This is a genomic window from Streptomyces sp. GDS52, assembly GCF_052246875.1.
Lineage (GTDB): Bacteria > Actinomycetota > Actinomycetes > Streptomycetales > Streptomycetaceae > Streptomyces > Streptomyces cathayae.
Genome location: NZ_CM125966.1, coordinates 3,212,572 through 3,236,313 on the forward strand (window position 1 = coordinate 3,212,572; position 23,742 = coordinate 3,236,313).

Annotated in this window: 18 protein-coding genes, 1 tRNA gene and 2 pseudogenes; 11 read left to right on the top strand and 10 right to left on the bottom strand. The window is 70.6% G+C overall.

The genetic code is table 11. The features are described 5' to 3' along the window. Nucleotides 1-213: 213 nt before the first annotated feature. On the bottom strand, nt 214-1,353 hold the full coding sequence (locus ACTWJ9_RS14565; RefSeq protein WP_443295800.1) for a DUF2786 domain-containing protein: 1,140 nt from the start codon (nt 1,351-1,353) through the stop codon (nt 214-216). 109 nt (nt 1,354-1,462) lie between these two features. On the opposite strand from ACTWJ9_RS14565, the gene ACTWJ9_RS14570 reads away from it, so the two are divergent. The 5 genes from ACTWJ9_RS14570 to ACTWJ9_RS14590 are packed head-to-tail and all read left to right on the top strand — an operon-like array spanning nt 1,463 to nt 5,051. Next, a complete protein-coding gene (locus ACTWJ9_RS14570; RefSeq protein WP_443295801.1) occupies nt 1,463-2,242 on the top strand; it encodes a Clp protease N-terminal domain-containing protein in 780 nt (259 codons plus the stop codon). A 57-nt stretch (nt 2,243-2,299) separates the two neighbouring features. Then, nucleotides 2,300-3,988 (top strand): bifunctional 3'-5' exonuclease/DNA polymerase, encoded by a 1,689-nt coding sequence (locus ACTWJ9_RS14575; RefSeq protein WP_443295886.1) that lies wholly within the window; start codon nt 2,300-2,302, stop codon nt 3,986-3,988. A gap of 59 nt (nt 3,989-4,047) precedes the next feature. After that, entirely contained in the window at nt 4,048-4,359 is a 312-nt protein-coding gene (locus ACTWJ9_RS14580; RefSeq protein WP_279334660.1) for a hypothetical protein, read from the top strand. Nucleotides 4,360-4,383: 24 nt separating this feature from the next. Continuing rightward, entirely contained in the window at nt 4,384-4,662 is a 279-nt protein-coding gene (locus ACTWJ9_RS14585) for a hypothetical protein (RefSeq protein WP_279334661.1), read from the top strand. After that, on the top strand, nt 4,659-5,051 hold the full coding sequence (locus tag ACTWJ9_RS14590; protein WP_279334662.1) for a type II toxin-antitoxin system VapC family toxin: 393 nt from the start codon (nt 4,659-4,661) through the stop codon (nt 5,049-5,051). The genes ACTWJ9_RS14585 and ACTWJ9_RS14590 overlap by 4 nt, the downstream gene beginning before the upstream one ends. Nucleotides 5,052-5,094: 43 nt before the next feature. Here ACTWJ9_RS14590 and ACTWJ9_RS14595 read toward each other — a convergent pair whose 3' ends face one another. Together ACTWJ9_RS14595 and ACTWJ9_RS14600 are read right to left on the bottom strand one after the other, a co-directional pair. Continuing rightward, entirely contained in the window at nt 5,095-6,114 is a 1,020-nt protein-coding gene (locus tag ACTWJ9_RS14595; RefSeq protein WP_443295802.1) for a hypothetical protein, read from the bottom strand. Nucleotides 6,115-6,175: 61 nt separating this feature from the next. Continuing rightward, entirely contained in the window at nt 6,176-7,501 is a 1,326-nt protein-coding gene (locus tag ACTWJ9_RS14600) for an RNA-guided endonuclease InsQ/TnpB family protein (protein WP_443295803.1), read from the bottom strand. Between the two features lie 59 nt (nt 7,502-7,560). Here ACTWJ9_RS14600 and tnpA point away from each other — a divergent pair. The 6 genes and pseudogenes from tnpA to ACTWJ9_RS14630 form a co-directional block, all read left to right on the top strand. Next, a pseudogene (gene tnpA, locus ACTWJ9_RS14605) lies at nt 7,561-7,902 on the top strand (IS200/IS605 family transposase); the annotation flags it as partial. Nucleotides 7,903-8,132: 230 nt separating this feature from the next. Next, nucleotides 8,133-8,603 carry a hypothetical protein gene (locus tag ACTWJ9_RS14610; RefSeq protein WP_443295804.1) on the top strand — a complete coding sequence of 157 codons (471 nt, stop codon included), beginning with the start codon at nt 8,133-8,135 and terminating at the stop codon, nt 8,601-8,603. A gap of 10 nt (nt 8,604-8,613) precedes the next feature. Then, complete coding sequence (locus tag ACTWJ9_RS14615; protein ID WP_443295805.1) at nt 8,614-9,567, top strand: FAD-dependent oxidoreductase; 954 nt, start codon at nt 8,614-8,616, stop codon at nt 9,565-9,567. Nucleotides 9,568-9,964: 397 nt separating this feature from the next. Continuing rightward, complete coding sequence (locus ACTWJ9_RS14620) at nt 9,965-10,441, top strand: hypothetical protein (RefSeq protein WP_443295806.1); 477 nt, start codon at nt 9,965-9,967, stop codon at nt 10,439-10,441. Nucleotides 10,442-10,446: 5 nt separating this feature from the next. Continuing rightward, the gene (locus ACTWJ9_RS14625; protein WP_443295807.1) at nt 10,447-12,576 is read left to right on the top strand and encodes a hypothetical protein; all 2,130 of its coding nucleotides are present in this window, start codon (nt 10,447-10,449) and stop codon (nt 12,574-12,576) included. Further along, nucleotides 12,573-13,085 (top strand): hypothetical protein, encoded by a 513-nt coding sequence (locus ACTWJ9_RS14630; RefSeq protein WP_443295808.1) that lies wholly within the window; start codon nt 12,573-12,575, stop codon nt 13,083-13,085. The genes ACTWJ9_RS14625 and ACTWJ9_RS14630 overlap by 4 nt, the downstream gene beginning before the upstream one ends. Before the next feature lie 298 nt (nt 13,086-13,383). Here ACTWJ9_RS14630 and ACTWJ9_RS14635 read toward each other — a convergent pair. The 7 genes and pseudogenes from ACTWJ9_RS14635 to ACTWJ9_RS14665 form a co-directional block, all read right to left on the bottom strand. After that, nucleotides 13,384-13,555: pseudogene (locus tag ACTWJ9_RS14635) on the bottom strand (IS5/IS1182 family transposase); the annotation flags it as partial. A 110-nt stretch (nt 13,556-13,665) separates the two neighbouring features. Then, nucleotides 13,666-13,739 (bottom strand) — tRNA-Thr (locus ACTWJ9_RS14640). A 120-nt stretch (nt 13,740-13,859) separates the two neighbouring features. After that, on the bottom strand, nt 13,860-15,455 hold the full coding sequence (locus tag ACTWJ9_RS14645) for an alpha/beta hydrolase (protein ID WP_443295809.1): 1,596 nt from the start codon (nt 15,453-15,455) through the stop codon (nt 13,860-13,862). A gap of 80 nt (nt 15,456-15,535) precedes the next feature. Next, nucleotides 15,536-16,741: a DNA polymerase III subunit delta' gene (locus tag ACTWJ9_RS14650; protein WP_443295810.1), complete on the bottom strand. Its 1,206-nt coding sequence runs from the start codon at nt 16,739-16,741 to the stop codon at nt 15,536-15,538. Nucleotides 16,742-16,830: 89 nt separating this feature from the next. Further along, nucleotides 16,831-19,950, bottom strand: coding sequence for a dTMP kinase (tmk, locus tag ACTWJ9_RS14655; RefSeq protein WP_443295811.1), 3,120 nt, complete (start codon nt 19,948-19,950; stop codon nt 16,831-16,833). 166 nt (nt 19,951-20,116) lie between these two features. Next, entirely contained in the window at nt 20,117-23,050 is a 2,934-nt protein-coding gene (gene topA / locus ACTWJ9_RS14660; RefSeq protein ID WP_443295812.1) for a type I DNA topoisomerase, read from the bottom strand. A 256-nt stretch (nt 23,051-23,306) separates the two neighbouring features. After that, nucleotides 23,307-23,504, bottom strand: coding sequence for a hypothetical protein (locus tag ACTWJ9_RS14665; RefSeq protein WP_443295813.1), 198 nt, complete (start codon nt 23,502-23,504; stop codon nt 23,307-23,309). Nucleotides 23,505-23,742: the final 238 nt, after the last annotated feature.

Genomic DNA, 23,742 nt, shown 5'->3' on the forward strand with positions numbered 1-23,742 from the left:
GCAGTGTCCGGGCGGGCAGTGACGAGCAGGCAGCGCCTGAGCAGGCGGTGACCGGGCCGACGACGACCGGGCTGGCGGTGACTGGGCCGGCAGCGACCGGGCAGACGGTGACCGGGCAGACGGTGACCGGGCCGGCGATGACCGGCGGGCAGTGTCCGGGCGGACAGTACCTGGACGGGCTGCGACCGGGCCGGCAGCGACCGGGGCCCCGGTTCAGGGGCGCCGTCCGGAAAGCCGTCCGCGCGCTTCGACCTGGGCGTCGTCCGCCGCCCGCGCGCCCTCCTCCCATCCCGCCGCGTCGCTCACCCCGCGCAGCCGGGTGGTCGTCGTCTCCGGGAACAGGCGGTCCAGCCGTTCGGTGACCGCGACGTCGCGGGAGGCGAGCACCGGCAGCAGATCGTCCGTCACCTGCCCCTCGGCGGCCGCCGCGAGACGCGCGCCCACGCGGTGGACGTACGCCGCGAGGAAGGACTGCCGGAAGGTCTTGGTCCGCTTGCGTCCCCCGGCCCGCTGAGCCGCCTCCGCCTTCGCCATGGCCGTACCGGCCTGCACGAGCAGTGAGGTGTGCAGGAGTTCGACCGCCTCCAGGTCGGAGGCGAAGCCGACCACGGTGGAGAAGCCGAGGGCCTCGTTCCACACGGCCCGGCAGTGGTTCGCGGTGGCGATCGCGTCCAGCAGCACGGCCTTGGTCTGCTCGTACGGCGGCTCCACACCGATCCGGCAGGCGCCCGGAGCCGTCGCCGAGGGGGCCCGCACCGCGAGCAGCGCCTCGTCGACACTGTGCCGTGCCATCAGCTCCTGTGCCTTGGCGGTGAGGGCCTCCGCCTCCTCCGGGAACCCGGTCGCCTCCGCCTTGGCCAGCAGCGCGCGGATGCGGCCCAGCGTGCGGGACTCCGGGTTCCGTTCCCGCCCGGATGAGCCCGTGTCCCCGTCGGGCTCGTCGAGGGGTTCGAGGGCGGGCAGGCGCAGCAGCAGCCGGTACAGCTCCAGTACGGCGGTGGCGTGCGAGAAGCGGTCGGTGCGTTCACCGAGGCCGCCGAGAGCGCCGAGATCGCCGAGCTGGGCGTGCCAGCGAGGGCCGCGGGGCCGGTCGTGCGGTGCCTGCGCGTGGATCAGCACCGCGACCAGCCGCACGTGCACGTCGTCCAGTTCGCGCCGGACGATCCGTACGAGGTCGGCGGGCTGCCAGCCGCGCCGCCAGGCCGTCGCCACGAACTCCTCGCCCCGCCCGGCGAGTTCGGCGTCCGCCGCCGGATCGGAGGCGAGCAGGGACGCGCCGGTGTCGAGGGCGTCGTCGGTGGTGGCGTACAAGGCGGCCCCGAAGGCGCGGTCGACGGTGCTGGACGTGCTCACGGACCGATCGTGCCATGCCCCCTCTCCCCGCCGAGCCCTCGGCCTGACACACCCACCCACATGTCAACTCGCGGTTGACACCCTTCCACTGTCAACCTACGGTTGACACATGACGACGAACCCCGGCATCAAGTCATCCGTACGTCTCGACGACCTCATCGCGGCCATCAAGAAGGTCCACGAGGAACCCCTCCAGCAGCTTCAGGACGCGGTGCTCGCGGGAGAGCACCTCGGCGACGTGGCGGACCACCTGATCGGCCACTTCGTGGACCAGGCCCGGCGCTCGGGCGCCTCCTGGACGGACATCGGCAAGAGCATGGGCGTCACCCGCCAGGCGGCCCAGAAGCGTTTCGTGACCAAGGACTCGGCCCCGCTCGACCCGAACGAGGGCTTCCACCGCTACACGCCCCGCGCCCGCAACGTGGTGATGGCCTCGCACAACGAGGCCAAGGCCGCGCGGAACGCCGAGGGCCTGCCCGAGCACCTGGTCCTCGGACTGCTGGCCGAGCCGGGCAGCCTGGCCGCGAAGGCGATCACCGAACAGGGCGTCACCCTGGAAGCGGTCCGCGCGGCCGCGACCGCGCTGCTCCCGCCGCCCGCCGAAGAGGCCCCCGAGCTGGTGCCGTACGGCGCGGCGGCCAAGAAGGTCCTGGAGCTCACCTTCCGCGAGGCCCTCCGCCTCGGCCACAACTACGTCGGCACCGAACACCTCCTGCTCGCCCTGCTGGAACACGAGAACGGCGAGGGCCTCCTCAGCGGCCTCGGCATCGACAAGACCACCACCGAGCGGTACGTCACCGAGATGCTGGCGGAGTTCCTGGAGACCCAGGAACCGGAGGCGGCGGACGGCCGGCCCACGAAGCCCGAGTCCGAGCCCGGTCAGGGCTGACCCGGACATCCGGGCCCGGGGGGTGTTGTCAGACCCTCCTGCCACACTCGCAGCATGGTGGCCGACCGGTGGGCACTCGCTCCGGCCGAGGACGGCGGCGTGGACCTCGCCCCCCTCGGTCCGGACGGGCTGCCCGCCGCTCCGGTGCGGCGGGAGGCGGATCCCGCCGAGGCCGTGCGGAGCCGTCCCGGAGTCACGCGGTGGGTGTGGCGGTCCACCGCCGAGATCCATCCGCGCCTGCTCGCCGCGGGGGTGCGAGTGGCGCGGTGCCACGACGTCGAGGCCGCCGAGACGCTCCTGCTCGGCCACGAGGGGCGGTACGGGGAGCCCCGTTCCGCCGCGGCCGCCCTGGCCCGGCTGCGCGGCGGCCCCGTACCGCCCGATCCACCGCAGCGCCCGGCCGATCCGGGCGCGCAGCCCTCCCTCTTCGAACCCCGCGACGCACACATACCGCTGGCGGACCTCCTCGCGGTCTACGCCGAGCAGCAGCGCCGGCTCGGGGCGACGGCGCATCCGGACAGGATGCGGCTGCTCGTGGCCGCCGAGTCGGCCGGGATGCTCGTCGCCGCCGAGATGAACCGCGCGGGGGTGCCCTGGCGGGCGGACGTGCACCGCGCGGTCCTGCACGACCTTCTCGGCGAGCGGTACGCGGGCGGCGGCGAGCCGCGCAGACTCGCCGAACTCGCCGACGAGGTGTCCGCCGCCTTCGGCCGCCGGGTGCGGCCCGACCTGCCCGCCGACGTCGTCAAGGCGTTCGCACAGGCCGGGATCAAGGTCTCCTCGACCCGCCGCTGGGAGCTCGAGTCCCTCGACCATCCGGCGGTGAAACCGCTGATCGAGTACAAGAAGCTGTACCGCATCCGGGTCGCCCACGGCTGGTCCTGGCTCCAGGACTGGGTGCGCGACGGCCGCTTCCGGCCCGAGTTCCTGGCAGGCGGGACGGTGACGGGCCGTTGGGTGACCAACGGCGGGGGCGCGCTGCAGATCCCCAAGGTGATCCGCCGCGCGGTGGTCGCCGACCCGGGCTGGCGGCTGGTCGTCGCCGACGCCGCCCAGATGGAGCCACGGGTCCTGGCCGCGATCTCCCGCGACCCCGGACTGATGGAGGTGGCCGGCCGGGAGACCGACCTCTACCAGTCGGTGTCCGACCGCGTCTTCTCCGGCGACCGCGCGCAGGCCAAGCTCGCCGTCCTCGGAGCGGTCTACGGCCAGACCTCCGGCGACGGCCTGAAGAACCTCGCCGCCCTCCGGCGCCGCTTCCCCCAGGCGGTCGCCTACGTCGACGAGGCCGCCCGCGCGGGCGAGGAGGGCAGGCTCGTACGGACCTGGCTGGGCCGCACCTGCCCACCCGCGGCCCGTACGGCGGACGACGCGGCGGAGGAGGCGGGCATCCCGGCCGCGGAGGAGGAACCCGACGCCGCCCGGCAGTGGGTGCCGGGCTATGCCTCGACCGACGCCCGCGCGCGGGGGCGCTTCACCCGCAACTTCGTCGTCCAGGGCAGCGCCGCCGACTGGACCCTGCTGCTGCTCGCCGCACTGCGGCAGACCCTGACGGACATGGCCGCCGAACTGGTCTTCTTCCAGCACGACGAGGTGATCGTGCACTGCCCCGAACAGGAGGCGCAGACGGTGGCGGACGCGATCCGCGACGCCGCCACCCTCGCGGGCCGGCTGACGTTCGGACAGACCCCCGTCCGCTTCCCGTTCACGACGGCGGTGGTGGAGTGCTACGCGGACGCCGAATGAGACTTCGAGAAACCGGAAAATGAGACCGTTCGAGTCGGCCGAAAACCCAAGGAGCCAGCATGGCCAGGACGGTCATCAAACTCGACGAAGCCACGCGCTCCTTCGACACCAGAACGAAGGCCCAGGCCGTGCAGCTCGCCATGGAGGACGCCGTCAAACGCCATCTGCGGCAAGAGGGCTTCGACGCCATGGCCGCCGGCGAGTTCGACTTCAGTGAGATCGTCGAGAGCACAGGCCCCGCAACGCCGACGGAACCCTCAAGCGCAAAGACGGCTGGGCCACCTGATGCAAGATCTCCGCCTGATCGACGAGTCCGCTCTCGCTCGCTGAACGGAACCCACCGTGGGGGCATGAACCACCCAGCCCGATAACAAGAGTTTTGTTAAACTGGTTCCATGGCCTCCTCCCCCGACCCCGCTCCCGGCGAAGGCCCCGTTCGCCCGGTCTCCGTCTCCCTTCATGAAGGCACCATCGCGGCTCTCAAGGCACGTACCGGCAAGCGCGGGATGTCCGCCTACGTCGAAGCCCTCATCCAGCGCCAACTGGAACGCGACCGGCTGCGTGAACTCATCGAAGACGCGGAAGCCGAACACGGACCGGTCGACCAGTCAGCGGTCGAGGCCAGGCGGGCGATCCTGCGCGGTGACGCGGTCAGCTCAGCGGACGCCGCGTGAGCGGCACCCTCGTCCTCGACTGCGAGGGCCTGTCCAAACTCGTACGACGCACAGCCGAACTCACCGAGTGGCTGGCCGCGGCCGAGGCGGAAGACATCCGCGTCATCACCAGCTCCGTCACCCTCGTCGAAGCCCGCGACCCCAGGACCAACCAGGCCCGCTTCGACTACGCCGTCTCCCGCCTGAACATCGTTCCGCCCACCGAAGCCATCGCCCGCCACGCCAGCAAGCTCCTCGCCGCAGCCGGGCTTCACGGCCACAAGTACGCCCTCGATGCGATCGTCGCCGCCACCGCCCTCGCCTCACCCGCCCCGGTGACCGTCCTGACCTCGGATCCCGAAGACCTCCACCTGCTCTGCGGCCCCGTCATCCGCATTGCCAAGGTCTGACACAGCGCGCCGCCGGGGGCGCCGGTGACCCGCGTTGCTCCGGTCAGCGGCGCCGCTTGCGGGTGTTCTTGCCGGTGGGGCGCCCGCGCTTGCGGGAGCGAACGGTGCGGGCGGTGGGAGAGCGCAGCGCCCTGGCCGCCAGTTGCCTGAGTTCGTCGAGTCCGGCCCGGTCCGGGTGCGCGGAGGCCAGGGCGGCGGCAACCGCCTCCCTGACCTCGGGGCCCTGGGCGCGCAGCGCCTCCTCGGCGCCGTCCCGGCCGCCCGCCAGCTCCACGAGCTGAAGCAGGCTCTCGGCGAGCACCAGCAGATGCTCGGCATCGGTCATGTCCTCGGGGGACAGCAGTTCACGCTGCGCCAGCGTGTTCAGCGCCGGCGGCGCCAACCGGCTGTCACCCCGCAGCCGGTGCAACAGCCGCTCGCCCTCACCGTCCGGCAACGCCACCTGCAGCACGTCGAGCATCGCCTGTGCACGGGTGCGGAAGGCCATGTTCCCCACGGCGTCCGTCAGTTGCCGCAGAGCGGCCTCCCGCTCCCCGCGGGCCGAAAGCCAGTCGGCCAGCTCCACACGGGCGGTGTCCAGGTCGTAGTCCTCGGCCAGTGCCCCCAGCAGACCGGCCGCCGGCGCCTGAGCCAGCTCACCGACCAGCGGCGCGTCCCGGCCGACCGCCAGCAGTCGCTGCCGTACGGCCCGGGTGCCCAGTCCGGTGAGACGGATGAGCTCCACCGGCCCCGCCGTCAGCTCCGCACGCCGGGCATCGGCACGCTCCTGCGCCGCCGGATCCGCTGCCGCCCCCGCGACGCCCAGCAGTTCCGCAAGCTCCGGCGGCATGTCCGCGGGCAGTTCGGGTCCGGCATCGGGGAGATCGACTCCCAGGAACACCGGATCGGCCATCCCCTGGTCACGCTCGATCGCCCCCAGGTCGTCCAGCACGTCGAGCACCGTGCGCAGGTCCCGGTCGGCATGCTCGAACCACATCCGGTGCCGGAGGTCCGACCCCTCGTCCAGCTGGAAACGGGCCCGGTAGGCCAGGCGCACGGAGTCGCGCAGCCGCGGCCAGGGCATCGGGTACGGCAGGCTTTGAAGAGCTCTCCTCCCTTCGCAAGCTCAGGGAGGAGATTCCCACCTACATTGCTGCGGCGGGCTTGACGGTGTTACCCGCCCTGCGACCCCTACTTCCAAGGGCCGGAACCTCCACGATGACGTGGCCGATCCGGTACAGGTGCAAGATATTCCGGGCTGCGTTCCAGTCGGCGTTCGCCTCGAAGCCGCAGCCGGGGTTCTTGCATACGAACGTGGCCTGGTCTTCCCGGCTGCCGGGCGTGATGGTTCCGCAGGCGGAGCAGCGCCGGGAGGTGTTCGGGGCGGGAACCTTGACAAGCTCGCCGCCGTGGCGGGCGAGCTTGTACGCCAGCATCGTGACCGTTCGGCCCCATGCCTCCTGGCTGATGGAGCGGTTCAGACCGGCCTTGGCCTTGACGTTCTTGCCCGGCTCCTCGACGGTGCCCCGAGCGGACTTGACCATGTTCGTGATGTTGAGCTGTTCGACCACGATCACGCCATAGGTGCGGGCGAGGCGGGTGGTCGTCTGGTGCTGCCAGTCAAGTGCCCGTCGCGTGGCTTTTGCTCGGAGCTGCTTGATCTGGTCGTAGGTGTGCCGCAGGCGGCGGGAAGTCTTCTCGCCGCGCTTGCGGAAGGTCTTGCGGTGTGCGGCTTCCCTCTCCAGACGCAGGAGCTTGGCCTTCTCCTTCGGGGTGAGCCACTTGTCGCGGTCGGCGGTGCCGTCCGGGAGCCGGGGCGGCCGGCCGTGGTCCTGGTGGTCCTCGTTGGAGAGAGCGAGGGGCACGGTGACGCCCACGTCGATGCCGACCTCGGCGCCCTGGTGGGGATCCGGCCTGCCCTGAAGGGCCTGGACGCGGAAGGCGATGTGCCAGCCGAGCACGTCCTTGACCAGCCGGGCGCCGGTGATCCGGTTCTCCGCGTCGGCACGCTTGCCCACCGGGAGGTCCTTGGTCCAGCGGAAGCGGACCCGGCCCACCTTGGGGATGTTGACCATGCCCCAGCGGCGGTGCACGCGGACGATGTTCAGGTCGCGGCCCTGCGGGATGTCCACGGACATCACGGCGCGGAAGCGGGCTTTGAAGTTCGGGGCGTCGGCCCGGCCCTCCCAACAGTTCTTCCACGCCTGGTGGTACGTCTTGAGCACTGCCTGCGCGGCCTGCGCGGGGAGAACGGCAAGGAAGTCGATCTCCTTACGGGCTTGCCGTATCGCCGCGTCAGCGGCGGCCAGAGTGCGCTTGTCCTTCGGCATCATCTGCCACCAGGCGTGCAGGCAGTTCCACAGGGTGCGGGCCGCGTGCGCCTGGCCGTCGGTCTTCGACACCTCGGCGGGCGACAGCGCCAGCCGGGCACGGTGCCCGAACTGCCGCTTGACCAGGGTGTCCTGACTCATGAACGCGAGAATAGCCAGGGTGGGTGCCACCGCGCTGGATTCCTGACTCCGATGTCGGAATGGGTCGCCTTGTTGTCTACAACCTGCACGTTCACTTGGTTTTTGTCGCCAAGGGGCGGCGGAAGGTGTTCACCGGCGCCATACTGACCCGCACCGAAGAGATCATGCGGGAGGTCTGCACCGGCTTCGAGGCCGAGCTGAAGCAGTTCAACGGCGAGCAGGACCACGTCCACCTGCTCGTGCACCACCCGCCGAAAGTCCGGCTCTCCCAGCTGGTCAACTCCCTCAAGGGCGTCTCCGCTCGCCTGCTGCGCAAGGAGTACGACGCCCACGTCCGCCGGTATCTGTGGGGCGGCCACTTCTGGTCCGGCTCCTACTTCGCCGGAAGCTGCGGCGGGGCATCAGGTCAACGATCTGCCCCTGTGCGCCCACATCCTCGGGGGACCTCTCCTTCCAAGCAGCGAGCCGGGGCCACCCGGCGGACGCTATCGCCCTCGGCGAAGCCGCCCGCCGCGCCGGCGACGCCGCCCCACCGGTCGTACGGGCATCCGTTCTGTCCCGGCTCGCGTACGCGTACGCCGCCGCCGGCCGTGACAACGACTTCGCCCACACCCGTGGGACCGCCCGCGAAATGATCACCAGCCGGGACAGCAGCCAGGAGAAACCCCGCTGGATGTACTTCCTCACCGACAACCACCTGGACTGCCAGGCTGGTTACGGATTCATTCACATGGGTCGCGCCCAGCTGAAAGCGGAGAGTGGCACGCGGGGACGACGCTTCCTCGCCCAGGGTGCGGAGATGCTCCGCTCCGGGGCATACGAGGTTCCGCGCGGTGACCCCAGCCAGCGCAGGGCCATGTTCGAAGGAGCCTGGCTGGCCCTGGGCCACAGCGCGCATGGTGACCTTGAGGCCGCCTGCGAGGTCGGCCAGATCGTCGCTGACCGCCTCGACGTCGTACGCTCGCCTCGCAGCGCGGCCCTGCTCCACCAACTCGCCGCAGACCTGCGCCGCCGACAGCGCAACGCCCACGTGCGCAGCTTCCTGCCCACCCTGGAGCACGCCCTCGCCGAGCATGCCCCGTCGACGCCACCCGGCCGTTAGAGTCAGGATCATGGCCGCAGGGGAGCGCGTTGTCATTGTCGGCGCTGGAGTGGCAGGGCTCACCACCGCCGTCGTTCTCGCCGAGGCCGGTGCTTCGGTGCACGTGATCGCCGAGCAGGTACCGGGTGTCACCTCGCTGGCGGCCGGGGCGATGTGGGGGCCGTACCTGGTCGAGCCCAAGATCAAGGTCGACCAGTGGGGACAACGGTCGCTGGAGGTCTTTCGTAGGCTGGCCGAGGTTCCGGCCACAGGCGTCCGGCTCACCAGCGGTATAGAGGCGTCCCGTACCGCCGAGACCCCACCGGACTGGGCCACCACCCTGCCCGGCTTCCGGCCGTGCGGGCCGACAGAACTGCCGACCGGGTTCTCGGCCGGCTACCGATTCACGGTGCCGCTGATCGACATGCCCACCTACCTCAGCTACCTCCTACGTCGTCTCGATGCCGCTGAGGGAACAGTCGAGAGGCGACGGCTGGCCTCGCTCGCGGACGCCGGCCCGGCCACCGTGACCGTCAACTGCACGGGCCTCGGTGCCAAGGATCTACTCCCGGACCCTGACCTTCGGCCCATCCGCGGTCAGCACGTCGTCGTCACCAATCCGGGGCTGGCCGAGTTCTTCTCCGAGGACACCGGCCCCTCACCAGACCTGCTGTGTTTCTACCCCCACGGCGACACCGTCGTCCTAGGCGGCACGGCGATCGACGGAGAGGGTGGCCTAGTCCCCGACGACACGGCGGCGGCCAACATCCTGGCCCGCTGCGCCGAGGTCGAACCCCGTCTCGCCACAGCCCGCGTTCTGGAGCATCGGGTCGGTGCCCGGCCCACCCGGGCCACGGTCCGGGTGGAGGTTGACCGGCGGGAGGATGGCGCTGTGGTCGTGCACAACTACGGGCACGGCGGCGCCGGCGTCACGCTGTCATGGGGCTGCGCTGAGGAAGCTCACAGGCTGCTCGCGAGCAAGTGAGGCAAGACGTACCAGGACCCAGGTGAACCGTTCCGGGTTCGGCAGGGACTCGATCGTTGGAAAGGATCGAGTCATGGCACGTCAGGCGGGGGCCACGGCTGTGGGGATCCGTGGGCCTCAGTCGGCTTCCCCCGCGAACGTCGGCAACAGGGGCGGGCGCCCGCCCGTGTGACCGAGGCCGAAGAGTGGCCAGGGGCCGGAGGGTGCGTGAACGGGACTTCCCGGCTCCGAAGGGTGGCTCCCGGAGGGGGGCCTCGCCCTCATGGACTGTGAAGACGCCGTGCACAAGGGCGATGTCTGAGTGACGTCGCGTCACCGCATGAAAGAGTGTTCGAAGCCGAGTGGAAGCACACCGGTGTGTCGGGCGAAGTCGCATACGGGGAGGGGGCTCGTCCGCATGGCGTGGGACGAATGGGAGCAGATCAAGGCCGAGGTCGCCCAGAAGCAGGCGGCGTCGATGCAGTTGAACGGGATCGCTCCCGACACGGGCCCTGGTGGCGGAGGCACTGCACCGGACCTGGTGGTGCATGACGACCAGTTGGGCAAGCTCGGGAACATGGCCTACGACCTGCGCGAACGGCTGACGGTGGACGGCGACCTCGCGCGGCCGAGCACGTTCACGGCCTCCATCGACCTCTTCAACGACGGCCTGGACATGGGCTCCGCGCTCACCGAACTGCACGACGCGTGGAACACCCAGCTGGGCACCCTGAAGGAGGCGTGCGCCCACATCTCCAACCACCTGGACTTCACACGGGCCCAGCACGCGAAGGACGAGGACCACGTCGTGACCGGCATGCGGAACGCGGCGGGTCACCTGATGACGGTGTCGCGGATCAACGACTACTACGCTCCGAAGTCCGCGGAGGCCTGAGGCTCATGGCGACGGACATGCTGACGGTGGAAGAACTCAACAGCCTGCGCCTGGGCACCCTGAAGACCTCGGTGGACGACTGGCGGACCATGGTCGGCCGACTGGAGAAGCTGGCCACGGGCGGTGACGGCCAGGTCAGCGCGGAGGGTCTGCAGAAGAAGGCCTATGCGGCGGACTGGGTGGGCGTCAACGCCACGGTGTCGCGGCAGTTCGTGACCAGGACCGCGGCGCAGTTCGACGACGCGGCCTCCGAGGCCAAGAGCGTGCTCGCCATCCTGAGCGACGCGCACGCCGCGTTCACGCAGCACAAGCAGGACCTGCGGACCGCGATCGACGAGCTGGCGAAGCGCAGCATCTACGTCAACGGCAACGGGAGTGTGATCGCCTCGGCGCCCCCTCCCGCGGTTGCGGGAAAGGCCGACATCCCCAGGCCGACGGACCAGGAGTTGGAGGTCGCGCAGCGCAGGATCACCAGGATCCTGTGGGAGGCGACCGAGACCGACCGTATCGCCGCCCGCGCCCTGCGCCTGCTCGCCAAGGACAAGTACGACTTCACCGACCAGGGTTCGACCGGGCTGGAAGACGCCGACCACGACCAGGGCAGGGCAGACGCCGAGTACTGGCGCAAGGAGATCGCCAAGGGCAACGTCGAGGACTGGAGCGAGGAGAAACTGGCCCGCTTCAACGAGACGCTGAAGAACCAGCGGGACAACCCCGGCTTCACCGAGACCCTCGCCCTCGACCTGGGCGCGGACGGCACGCTCCAGTTCTGGCGCGACCTGGCCGACCCCGGCCAGGGCAGGACGCCCGACGGCGACCGCGCCAAGCTCCTGGGTGACGTCCAGAAGAACCTCAGCATGTCTCTCGCCGGCGCCTCCCACGGCACCTCACCGGAGATGGAGGCATGGAAGAAGGACCTGATTGCCGCCGGCGGCAAGCTGTACGGGCACGAGGGCATCATGGCGAAGACGTACGGCTTCCAGATCATGAGCAACCTCATGGTCAAGGGGAAGTTCGACGAGGGCTTCCTGGACGACTACTACAAGGGCCTGCGCACCTTCGAGGCGGAGAAGAAACCCTTCGATCCCGCCTCGATCTGGGGTAACCCCGCCCTCGGAGGGGCCCAGCTCGACTACACGGCCAAGGGGCCCGACGGCGACTACGGAACAACCGGCAGCGACCCGATGGCCGGCTTCCTCAAGGCCGTCTCCCACAACCCCGACTACGCCACCGAGCTGTTCAGCCGCGAGGACGTGGCCGACTACCTCCTCACGGAGCGCGAGTACTACGACGAGGACGACCCCTACGGCAAGGGCGACGGCACGGTCCAGTCCCGCGACGCACTCGGCAAGTCATTGCTGGCAGCGGGCACCGGCTTGAACCCGGACCAGCCACACGTCATCACCTCGTACGACCACACCGACGCACAGCGGCAGGCCTTCGACGGCACCCTGAGACGCCTGGCCGAAAAGGGCGACGACTTCCCGCCCGAACTGCGGGACGACATGGCAGTGCTCCTGGGGAACTGGGGAGCAGACGTCCACCAGACCACCAGTGAGTTGGATCCCGACGAAGGACCACTCGACTACGAGGACCTGCTCGAGGTGTCCAAGCAGGTCTCGCGTGATCAGAACGCCTACGGCACGCTGATGGAAAGCGTAAATCAGGCTGTTGTCGCTGACATCCACGCTGAGCATAAAGGCAACCCGAAAGAAGAGCTCATCCGGGCAGGACACACCGTCGGGTTCATGGAGTCCGTCCGTTACCACGCGCTGGAGACCGACAAGGAAGACCCCTCTTGGTCGGCAAAGTGGGGCTATCACGTGGTCGGCGGCGCGGCCAACTTCATACCGGTGGTCGGTGATGCGGTGCAGCGAGGAGTGGATTCCGCGGCCTACGCCTGGCAATTGGAAGAGCAGGGTCGCATCGATGATGAACTCGCTACAGAAAACAGGAAAACTTTCAACTCGCGCATAAAGTACCTGAATGCGCTCGGCGAGGAATGGTCTCGCATCAACCCCGATCACGAACTATCCCTGGGAGACGATAGGCTATTGCGACAGGAAGCAATCGGAAATAGCGCCTTCAATGGGAACGAAACGGCGAACAGGGTGGCGAGAGGCAATTCACAATGAAAATTGAAGCGCTACGGCCATCATTTCTGTTGACGTCGAGCCTCACGCTCCTGCTCCTCGCAGTTGCAGGGTGCGACAACCCCGCCGAATACCAAATCCCCAACACCATCTGCGGCAGAGACATCGAGCCGTCCGCATTGGAACCACTGCTGCCTTCAGGTCAGAAATTCGAGGCCAACCAGGAGTCATTCGAGGAGAACAAATCAGAATGCGTAATCTCCGTGGACGACTCCACCGCACTCAGGATCGACGAGTATCGAGACCAAAACAAATTCGATATAATGGAAAACACGAGGAGATATAACAATCCTGCAAAGTCCGACGTCGGCGAAGAAACCTTGACTTCCGATGACTGGCTCAGGTCGATGAATGCTTGCCCCAAGCGGGGCAAATACTACTTCCTGGACGTGATTGTGACCGGAGTAGCCGAAGCAAAGCCTAAAGAGCTTGAGCGATTCGCCCAGACTTACCTGCCGGAAGGGATGAAGAAGATGGGTTGCACGCAGTGAGCCCACGCCAGAGACGGCATGTGCCATTCCGTCAGTCGAGTCGATACTGAACGCTTCTGGGCACAGGCCACCTCCCCCGTCGGCCGGCGGTCGCGCGGCGGGCTTCTGGAACATCGGGAACCGTCTCCGCGGACGACTTCGTCCTCGCTCAGATCGATCGCCATCGGTACCGGCCGCCGCTCTGCGCGCCGGCCGGTGATCCCGCGCGATTGCTGCCGACTGCCACCCGCTGACGCACAGAAATAACCTGGGCACTCATCGGGTCGATCCGAAGACCGAAGCCGATCAGTGAGCCCCTTCAGCGTTGCCCCTCCAGGGCAAGGGAAGACCTGGCGACCGGCGTCATGCGGTGTGGGCTGCATCGGCGTCCGTTCGAGATCCGCCAGGACTCCAGGCGGGCGACTCCGTTCTGCTGGTGCTCGTGCTGCGGGCAGGGTCCGGTCGACGGCCTTCTCGACGGAAGTGAGTTCCGCATTGCTCACGCAGGCAATGCCTCGGTGGCCCGGGCACAGCGCCGTCGGCGCATCCGCTGAACGGAAAAGGCCCAGCTCATGGGTACGGAGCTGGACCTTTTCCGGAGAGCCGCCTTCGGGATTCGAACCCGAGACCTACGCATTACGAGTGCGTTGCTCTGGCCATCTGAGCTAAGGCGGCGCACGCTGTCGGCACCATGGTGCGATCAGCGACGTCGGTAAGTCTACACAGTTTCGGATGGTGCTTCGCACCTGCCCCGGAGGCGGGCCGGGGGGCCTGCCTCCGGGGTGGGCGCACCGGCTATGAGCAGCGCTTTCCGTTCGTGGGCGGGGTGCCGCGGAGGAGGTAGGTGTTGATCGCGGAGTCGATGCAGTCGCTGCCCCGGCCGTAGGCGGTGTGGCCGTCGCCCTCGTAGGTGAGCAGGCGGGCCGAGGAGAGCTGGCCGGCGAGGGACTTGGCCCAGCGGTAGGGGGTGGCGGGGTCGCGGGTGGTGCCGACGACGACGATCGGGGCCGCACCCTTCGCCTCGATGCGCTGGGGCTTGCCCGTGGCGGCGACCGGCCAGTACTCGCAGTTCAGGGCGGCCCAGGCGAAGCTCTCGCCGAAGACCGGGGATGCCTTCTCGAAGTCGGGGAGGGCGCCCCGTACCTGGTCCGGGGAGGTGAAGGCGGGCGGGAGGTCCAGGCAGTTCACGGCGGCGTTGGCGAACATCAGGTTCGCGTAGTCGCCCTTGGCGTCGCGTTCGTAGTAGCTGTCGGAGAGGGCCAGGAGTCCGGCGCCGTCGTTCTTCTTCATCGCCGCCGTCAGTGCCGCGCGCAGCCGTGGCCAGGCGCCCTCGTCGTACATGGCCGCGATCACGCCGGTGGTGGCCAGCGACTCGGTGAGCCTGCGGCCCGCGGTGTCCCCGGTGGGGATCGGCCGGGCGTCGAGTTCGGCGAAGAACTCCTTCAGGTTCTCGCCGACCTGTTCGACACCGGTGTTCCGGCCGCCGAGGGGGCAGTCGCTCTGTCGTACGCAGTCCTTCGCGAAGGCCGTGAACGCCGTGTCGAAGCCCGCCGTCTGCTCGATGTTGAGCTGCCGCGCCGACAGCGAGGGGTCCAGCGCGCCGTCCAGCACCAGCCGGCCCGTCCGGTCCGGGAAGAGCCCCGCGTACGTCGCCCCGAGGAAGGTGCCGTAGGAGGCACCCACGTAGTTCAGCTTCTCGTCGCCCAGCGCCGCCCGCACGATGTCCATGTCCCGGGCCGCCTCGACGGTCGACACATGGCGCAGCAGCTTCGGCGCGTCCGCCCCGCAGCCCTCGGCGAACTTCCGGTACGCGGCGACCAGCCTGCCGGTCTCCTTCGCGTCGTCCGGTGTGACGTCCGTCTGTGTGTACGTGTCCATCTCGGGGCCGTCCAGGCACTCGACGGGTTCGCTGCGGGCCACGCCCCGCGGGTCGACGGCCACCATGTCGTAGCGGGCGCGCACCTCGGCGGGGTAGCCGATGCCGGCGTACGCCTGGAGGTAGCCGATCGCCGAGCCGCCCGGCCCGCCGGGGTTGATCAGCAGCGAGCCCAGCCGCTCCCCCGGGCCCGTGGCCTTCTTCCGGGACACGGCGAGGCGGATGTCACCGGCGGACGGGTCGGCGTAGTCGAGCGGGGCCTTCAGCGTGGCGCACTGGAAGCCGGGCGCCCCGCAGTCGCGCCACTTCGGCTTCTGCTCGTAGTACGGAGTGAGCGCCGCGGGTGTGGCGCGGGGCAGTGCGGCCAGTGTCGCCGTCTCCTTCGCCGCCGACTTCGCGGAACCGGTGGTGCTCGTCGTACTCCCGGAGGAGCAGCCGGAGACCAGGAGCGCGGCGGCGGCGAGCAGCGTGGCTGCGGTGCGGGTCCTGCGGTGAAGGGTGCGCCGTGTGTGCATGATGCGAGCGTAACTGTGAGCGACGGCCCGAGTGCTTTGTGTGCGCCCCGTGCCCCGTACGAGTTACGGGGCGCGCGGATTCAGCCCGCTCTGAGTGCCATGGTCATCGCCTCCACGGCCAGCAGCGGGGCCACGTTGCGGTCGAGGGCGTGGCGGCAGGCGGCGATCGACTCGAGGCGGCGGAGTGTGGACTCGGGGGAGCTGCCGCGCGCCAGGCGCTCCAGGGCCTCCTCGGCGTCCGTGTTGGCGAGGGCGACGCGGGAGCCGAGCTGAAGCGCGAGGACGTCGCGGTAGAAGCTGGTGAGGTCGGTCAGGGCCACGTCGAGGCTGTCCCGCTGCGTACGCGTTCGGCGGCGCTTCTGCATGTCCTCCAGGTCCTTGACCACACCCGCCGTACCGCGGGGCAGCCGACCGCCCTGGACCGCGCCGAGCGCCGCCTTCAGCTCGTCGGTCTCCTTGGTGTCCATCTGCTCGGCCAGTTGTCTGGCGTCCTCGGCGGCGGCGTCGACGAGCTCCTGGGCCGCCTTGAGCGCGCTCCCCACGTCGTCGACCCGCAGTGGCAGCTTCAGCACGGCGGCGCGGCGCTCGCGGGCCGCCGGGTCGGTGGCCAGGCGGCGGGCCCGGTCGACATGGCCCTGGGTGGCGCGGGCGACGGCGGCCGCCACGTCCGGCTCGACGCCCTCGCGTCGTACGAGCAGGTCGGCGACGGCGTCCACGGAGGGCGTGCTCAGGTTGAGGTGGCGGCAGCGGGAGCGGATCGTCGGCAGGACGTCCTCGACCGACGGGGCGCAGAGCATCCAGACCGTACGGGGGGCGGGCTCCTCCACGGCCTTGAGGACGGCGTTGGCGGAGCTCTCGTTCAGCCGCTCGGCGTCCTCGACGAGGATCACCTGCCAGCGGCCGTTCGCCGGGGCGGTGAACGACTTGCGGACGGTGTCGCGCATGTCGCGCACCAGGATCATCGCGCCGACGGCGGTGATCGTGCTCACGTCGGCGTGGGTGCCGATCAGGGCGGTGTGGCAGCCGTCGCAGAATCCGCAGCCCGGGACTCCGCCGAGGGCACGGTCGGGGCTGACGCACTGCAGCGCGGCGGCGAAGGCGCGCGCCGTCTGGTGGCGTCCGGCGCCGGGCGGGCCCGTGAACAGCCAGGCGTGGGTCATCTTCGACGCCGCCGGCGCGGGAGCGCCGGCCGCCGCGGCGGTGACGAGGGCATCGGCGTCCCGGGCGGCGGCGGTGAGCTGTTCACTCACCCGCTGCTGCCCGACGAGGTCGTCCCACACGGTCATGGGTCACGCCGCCCTTCCATCCGCCGCGTCTTCGTCACGTCCACCGCACCTCCGTCACGTCCACCGCGTACGAGGCACCGCCACTCCTGTCAGCGGCCCCGGCCCCGGCCACCCTCGTCGCCGCGCCCGCCCTGGCCGTCGCCGCGCGGGCCCAGCAGTTCGTCCGCCAGCGTCGGCAGGTCGTCCAGCGGGGTCTCCTCGGCCCAGTCCGGACGCTGCCTGTTCCGGCCCGGCATGTTCTCGAGGTCGACCTGGGGCAGCTCGCGTGTGCTCACCTCATTGTCGTCCCGTGGGACCGCGGGCAGTACCGCCGTCTCCTCCACGTCACCCCGCGGCGGCACAGCGGGCAGCACCTCGGTCTCGTCGGCCGCCCGGGGCGGAACCGACACCTGCGGCAGCTCGGTGGTCACCTCGGCCGCGGAAGGCCCGGACGAAGCCGACGGCACCGGCGGCACCGACGCCCCGGAGGAACCGGGAGGCCCTGCGTCACGCCGGCCCGTGCCCGGCACCCTCGGCAGCACCGCCGTCTCGTCCGTGGCGCCCGGCGCCGCCCCGAAGGGACCGGCCCCGTCCGTCGCCTTGGGGCCCGTCTCCGCCGCGGCCGCGGCCCGTTCCGCGCTGCGCCGGGCCTCCTCGGCCCGCCGCAGCGCGTCCTCGGCCTTGCGCTGCTTCTCCAGGCGCAGCGCCTCGGCCTCGGCGTGCAGCCGCTCCGCCTCCTCGGCCTGCTTGCGGCGGCGCTCCTCCTCGGCCCTGCGCCGGGTCTCCTCCTCCGCCCGTGCCTTCTCCTCGGCGAGGAGCCGCCGGCGCTCCTCCTCGGCTCGGCGGGCGGCCTCCTCGGCACGCTGCCGGGCCTCCTCCGCCTGCCGTTCGGCCTCGCGCCGCTGTGCCTCCTCCAGCTCGCGCCGCTTGCGCTCCTCCTCCTCGGCACGCAGCCGTTCCATCAGCTCCTGGCGCTCGCGCTCCAGGCGCTCCTCCTCGGCCTTGCGCGCCGCTTCCTCCTCCGCCTTGCGGCGGGCCTCCTCCTCGGCCTTGCGCCGCGCCTCCTCACGGGCCCGGATCTCGGCCTCGGAGAGCGGCAGCACCTGGTCGAGCCGGTGCCGGATCACGGTGCCGACCGTGTCCGGCTCCTGGCCGGCGTCGACCACCAGGTACCGGCCGGGGTCGGCCGCGGCCAGGGTGAGGAAACCGGCCCGCACGCGTGCGTGGAACTCGGCGGGCTCCGACTCCAGCCGGTCCGGTGCCTCGGTGAACCTCTCGCGCGCGGTCTCCGGCGCCACGTCCAGCAGCACGGTGAGGTGCGGCACGAGGCCGTTGGTCGCCCAGCGGTTGATGCGGGCGATCTCGGTCGGGGACAGGTCGCGTCCGGCGCCCTGGTAGGCCACCGAGGAGTCGATGTAGCGGTCCGAGACGACGACGGCACCGCGCTCCAGTGCGGGCCGTACGACCGTGTCGATGTGCTCGGCGCGGTCCGCCGCGTACAGCAGCGCCTCCGCGCGGTGGGACAGCCCGGCGCTGGAGACGTCCAGCAGGATCGACCGCAGCCGCTTGCCGACGGGGGTCGCCCCCGGCTCGCGCGTGAGCACGACCTCGTGGCCCTTGGCCCGGATCCACTCGGCGAGCGCCTCGGCCTGGGTGGACTTCCCGGCCCCGTCGCCGCCCTCCAGGGCGATGAAGAAGCCGGCGCCCGCCGGGACCGGTACCGGGTCGTCGCCGCCGAGCAGCGCGTCCCGCAGATCCTGGCGCAGCGGCACCCCGGAACGGTCGTCGACCTTGGCCAGCACCAGCGCGGCCACCGGCAGCAGCAGCGCGCCCACCAGCATCAGCGTGAACGCGGCACCGCCGTGCGCGAAGACGAACCGGCCGCTCTCCAGCCGGTGCGGCCCGATGGCCGCGGCCACCAGCGGGGCGATCACCGCGCCGAGTGCCACGAAGACGCGGACGACCGCGTGCAGGTGCTCCGTCGTACGGGCCCGCCGCTGGTCCTCGATCTCCTGGTCGAGCAGCGTGTGCCCGGTGTTGGCCGCGATGCCCGCGCCCACGCCGGCCAGCACGATGATCAGCAGCACGCTGGTGACGTCCGGCACCAGACCGGCGGCCAGCAGCGCGACGCCGGTGAAGGCGAGCGCCAGGGCGAGCAGGCGGCGCCGCGACAGCGACGGCAGCAGGGAGGGCGCCGTCCGTATGCCGACGACGACACCGCCGGTCAGCGCGCCCACCAGCAGGCCGTACAGCACGGGCCCGCCGCCCAGGTCCGTGGCGTGCAGCACGAACACCGCGACGGCGGCCGACACCGCGGCGGCCACCAGGCCGGACGCCAGCACCAGCAGCGGCATCACGCCGGTGCGGCCCTTGTCGGGACCGGCGCCGGCGGCGCTCTTCGGGCGGCGCAGCCCCTCCAGCGGTGAGCGCGGGCGCGGGGTGCGCACGGCGGGCAGCTCGAGGAAGGTCAGGATCGACAGCGACGCGGCGAACAGTCCGGCCGCGACGTACGAGGCGAGGGCCGCCTGGTGCTGGGCGAACCAGTCGACGCCCGTGCCCAGCAGGTTGTTGAACAGCCCGGCGACGACGAGTACGAGGGCCGCGACCGGCACCACCACGAAGGTCGTGCGCAGCGACAGGCGGCGCAGCGCGTCCATGTGGTCCGGCAACGGCCGCACCGTCGCGCCCTCCGGGGGCGGGGCGGGCAGCAGCGCGGGGGCCGCGCCCTCCCGGCACACCGTCCAGAACCGCTCGGCGACCGATGTCACGAAGGCGGTGACGAGGAGGACGGCCAGGGCGTTTTCGGGCATCCAGTCGATCCACAGCGGGGCGACGATGAGCAGGGCCGCCCGCAGCCCGTCCGCGCCGGCCATGGTCCAGCGGCGGTCCAGCGGTCCGTCCGGCGAGGTGAGCGCCGTGAGCGGGCCGAGGAGAACGGCGCCGAACAGCAGCGTCGCGAGGATCCGCACCCCGAAAACGGTCGCCACTGCGAACGCGGCGCCCCGGGAGCCGCCGCCGAACGAACCTTCGGCGATCGTCGCCTGGAGGACGAGGAGGACCAGTACGAGGAGGGCGAGGATGTCACCGACGCCGCCCACGAACTGCGCGCTCCACAGCCGTTTCAGCTGCGGACGGCGCAGCAGGGCGCGGACGGCGCGCTCGCGGGAGTCCGCGACCAGTGCGTCGTCGGGGGCCGGTTGAGGGGCCGCTGGCGGTTCGGCTCGCATCATGCGTTCAGCCTATCGGCCCGCGCCGACATCACGGCGCTTCACCCTGGCATGCGCACGCCCCGGCACCGAAGTGGTGCCGGGGCGTTCGCATTCCGAACCCTTGGCGAAGATCCACACCTGGGAGCGGACGACGGACCGCCGTGCCGCACGGGGTCCCGAGGGCGCCTCAGTCCTCGGCGCCGTTCACGGCCGTCGCCTTCTTCGCGGCGGCCTTGGTCGCCGTCGTCTTCTTCGCCGTCGTGGTCTTCGCTGTCGTGGACTTCGCCGCGGTCTTCTTCGCCGCCGCCGTCTTCTTCGCCGGGGCCTTCTTGGCGGCCGTCTTCTTGGCCGGGGTCTTCTTGGCGGCCGTCTTCTTGGCGGCCGTCTTCTTGGCGGGCCCCTTGGCGCGCTTCTCGGCCAGCAGCTCGAAGCCGCGCTCCCGGGTGATCGTCTCGACGCTGTCACCGGAGCGCAGGGTCGCGTTGGTCTCGCCGTCGGTGACGTACGGACCGAAGCGGCCGTCCTTCACCACGACCGGCTTCCCGCTGACCGGGTCCTCACCCAGCTCCTTCAGCGGCGGCTTGGCCGCGGCCCGGCCACGCTGCTTGGGCTGGGCGTAGATCGCCAGCGCCTCCTCCAGCGTGATCGTGAAGAGCTGCTCCTCGGACTGCAGCGACCGCGAGTCGGTGCCCTTCTTCAGATACGGCCCGTAGCGGCCGTTCTGCGCGGTGATCTCCACGCCCTCGGCGTCGGCGCCGACCACGCGCGGCAGCGACATCAGCTTCAGCGCGTCGTCGAGCGTCACCGTGTCCAGGGACATCGACTTGAAGAGGGAGGCGGTGCGCGGCTTGACCGCGTTCTTGCCGGTCTTCGGCGTGCCCTCGGGGAGGATCTCCGTGACGTACGGCCCGTAGCGGCCGTCCTTGGCGACGATCGGGCGGCCGGTCGCCGGGTCGGTGCCCAGCTCGAAGTCGCCGCTCGGCTTGGCGAGCAGTTCCTCGGCCAGTTCGACGGTCAGCTCGTCGGGCGCCAGGTCCTCGGGGACGTCGGCCCGCTGGTGACCCTCCGCGTCCTTCTCACCGCGCTCGACGTACGGGCCGTAGCGCCCGACCCGCAGCACGATGCCGTCGCCCACCGGGAACGACGACACCTCGCGGGCGTCGATCGCGCCCAGGTCGGTCACCAGTTCCTTGAGGCCGCCGAGGTGGTCCCCGTCGCCGTTGCCCGCCTCGGCCGCGCCACCGTTGTCGGTGCCGGTGCCGCCCGCGGCGAAGCCGCTGTCGGGCACGGTCTCGCCGAAGTAGAACCGCTTCAGCCACGGCACGGACTGCGCCTCACCGCGTGCGATGCGGTCGAGGTCGTCCTCCATCTTGGCGGTGAAGTCGTAGTCGACGAGCCGGCCGAAGTGCTTCTCCAGCAGGTTGACCACGGCGAAGGAGAGGAAGGACGGCACCAGGGCCGTGCCCTTCTTGAACACATAGCCGCGGTCGAGGATCGTGCCGATGATCGACGCGTACGTCGACGGGCGGCCGATCTCCCGCTCCTCCAGCTCCTTGACCAGCGACGCCTCGGTGTAGCGGGCCGGCGGCTTGGTGGCGTGGCCGTCGACCGAGATCTTCTCGGCGGTCAGGGCGTCGCCCTCGGCGACCTGCGGCAGCCGGCGCTCGCGGTCGTCGAGCTCGGCGTTCGGGTCGTCCGCGCCCTCGACGTACGCCTTCAGGAAGCCGTGGAAGGTGATGGTCTTGCCGGACGCGGTGAACTCGACGTCCCGGCCGTCGGACGCGGTGCCGCCGATCTTCACGGTGACGGAGTTACCGGTGGCGTCCTTCATCTGGGAGGCGACGGTCCGCTTCCAGATCAGCTCGTAGAGCCGGAACTGGTCGCCGGTCAGGCCGGTCTCGGCCGGGGTGCGGAAACGGTCGCCGGAGGGGCGGATCGCCTCGTGCGCCTCCTGGGCGTTCTTCACCTTCCCGGCGTAGGTGCGCGGCTGCGGCGGCAGGTAGTCGGCGCCGTACAGCTGCGTGACCTGGGCGCGGGCGGCGGCGACCGCCGTCTCGCTCAGCGTCGTCGAGTCCGTACGCATGTAGGTGATGTAGCCGTTCTCGTACAGCTTCTGCGCGATCTGCATGGTGGCCTTCGCGCCGTAGCCGAGCTTGCGGCTCGCCTCCTGCTGCAGTGTCGTCGTACGGAACGGGGCGTACGGCGAGCGGCGGTACGGCTTGGACTCGACGGACCGCACGGAGAACCGCGTGTTCTCCAGGGCGGCGGCCAGGGCGCGGGCGTTCGCCTCGTCGAGCTGGAGGGTGTTCGCGCTCTTGAGCCGGCCCAGGGAGTCGAAGTCGCGGCCCTGAGCGACGCGCCTGCCGTCGACGCTCTGGAGACGGGCGACCAGCGACGCCGGATCGGAGGCGTCCCCCGCGCGGCCGGATGGGGGTCCCCCCGCCGGAGCGAAGCCGGAGGTGGGGGAAAAGGTGCCCGTCAGGTCCCAGTACTCGGCGGAACGGAAGGCGATGCGCTCGCGTTCCCGCTCGACCACCAGCCGGGTGGCGACGGACTGGACACGGCCGGCGGACAGCCGGGGCATGACCTTCTTCCACAGGACCGGCGAGACCTCGTAGCCGTAGAGGCGGTCGAGGATGCGGCGGGTCTCCTGGGCGTCGACCAGCTTCTGGTTGAGCTGGCGCGGGTTGGCCACGGCCTCGCGGATCGCGTCCTTGGTGATCTCGTGGAAGACCATCCGCTTGACCGGGATCTTCGGCTTGAGGACTTCCTGGAGGTGCCAGGCGATGGCCTCGCCCTCGCGGTCCTCATCGGTGGCGAGGAAGAGCTCGTCGGACTCCTTCAGCAGGTCCTTGAGCTTCTTGACCTGGGCCCTTTTGTCGGCGTTGACCACATAGATCGGCTGGAAGTCGTGTTCGACGTCCACACCGAGACGGCGGACCTCACCGGTGTACTTCTCGGGCACCTCCGCGGCGCCGTTGGGAAGGTCGCGAATATGCCCGACGCTCGCCTCGACGATGTAGCCAGGGCCGAGATAGCCCTTGATCGTCTTCGCCTTGGCAGGCGACTCGACGATGACGAGTCGGCGGCCGCCCTTCGCGGTCTCGCTGGTCGGGGACAACTTCGCTCTTCTCTCCGGTCGACACTGGGGCCTCCCCGGGCTCTCGTCCCGGGGTCGGGTCTGCATTCACGGCTCGTGACGCTGCGGAGTGTGACGGTACCTCCCGCCCCCGTGTCAAACGGGAAAAGCCCGCAACGGCCACTCGAACGGTAACCCGACTTGCACCGTTCCTGCCGCCCGGACTGTCCGGACCCGGCCCGCTCCTCTGCGGAGCGCGACCTCTCGATTACCCGAATCCCCAGTTCGCCGACGGTCCTCAGAAGCGGGTGAGACACCACACGCCGAGGACGAGGGAGATCAGCGAGACGAGGCTCGCGACGCCGGCCGATGCGACGGGGCTCACACCCTGGGCCACCGGGCGACCGCGGCGGACGCCCGTCATGGTCCAGGCCAGCAACCCGCCCCCGAACAGGCAGAACACCAGCCCCGCGAAGATCGCCGGTCCGCTCTCCATGGTTCCCTGAGCCCCTTCCCCCGGGCCGCTGACGCCGGCCCGAAGATGAGGCTGACACGCACGAGCGGCGCGTAGGCGAACCGGAGGTGAACGCGGGGACGACGGGGGTGGGTGGGACGGCGGCCGGCGCGGCCCGGCTCCCGGTGAAGGTGTCCGGAACGACTCGAAAGTTGGCGAACCGAACACTTCTCCGAACAGTTCTCCGAGCACCTGCCGGGCACGCTCCCCGCACCGCACG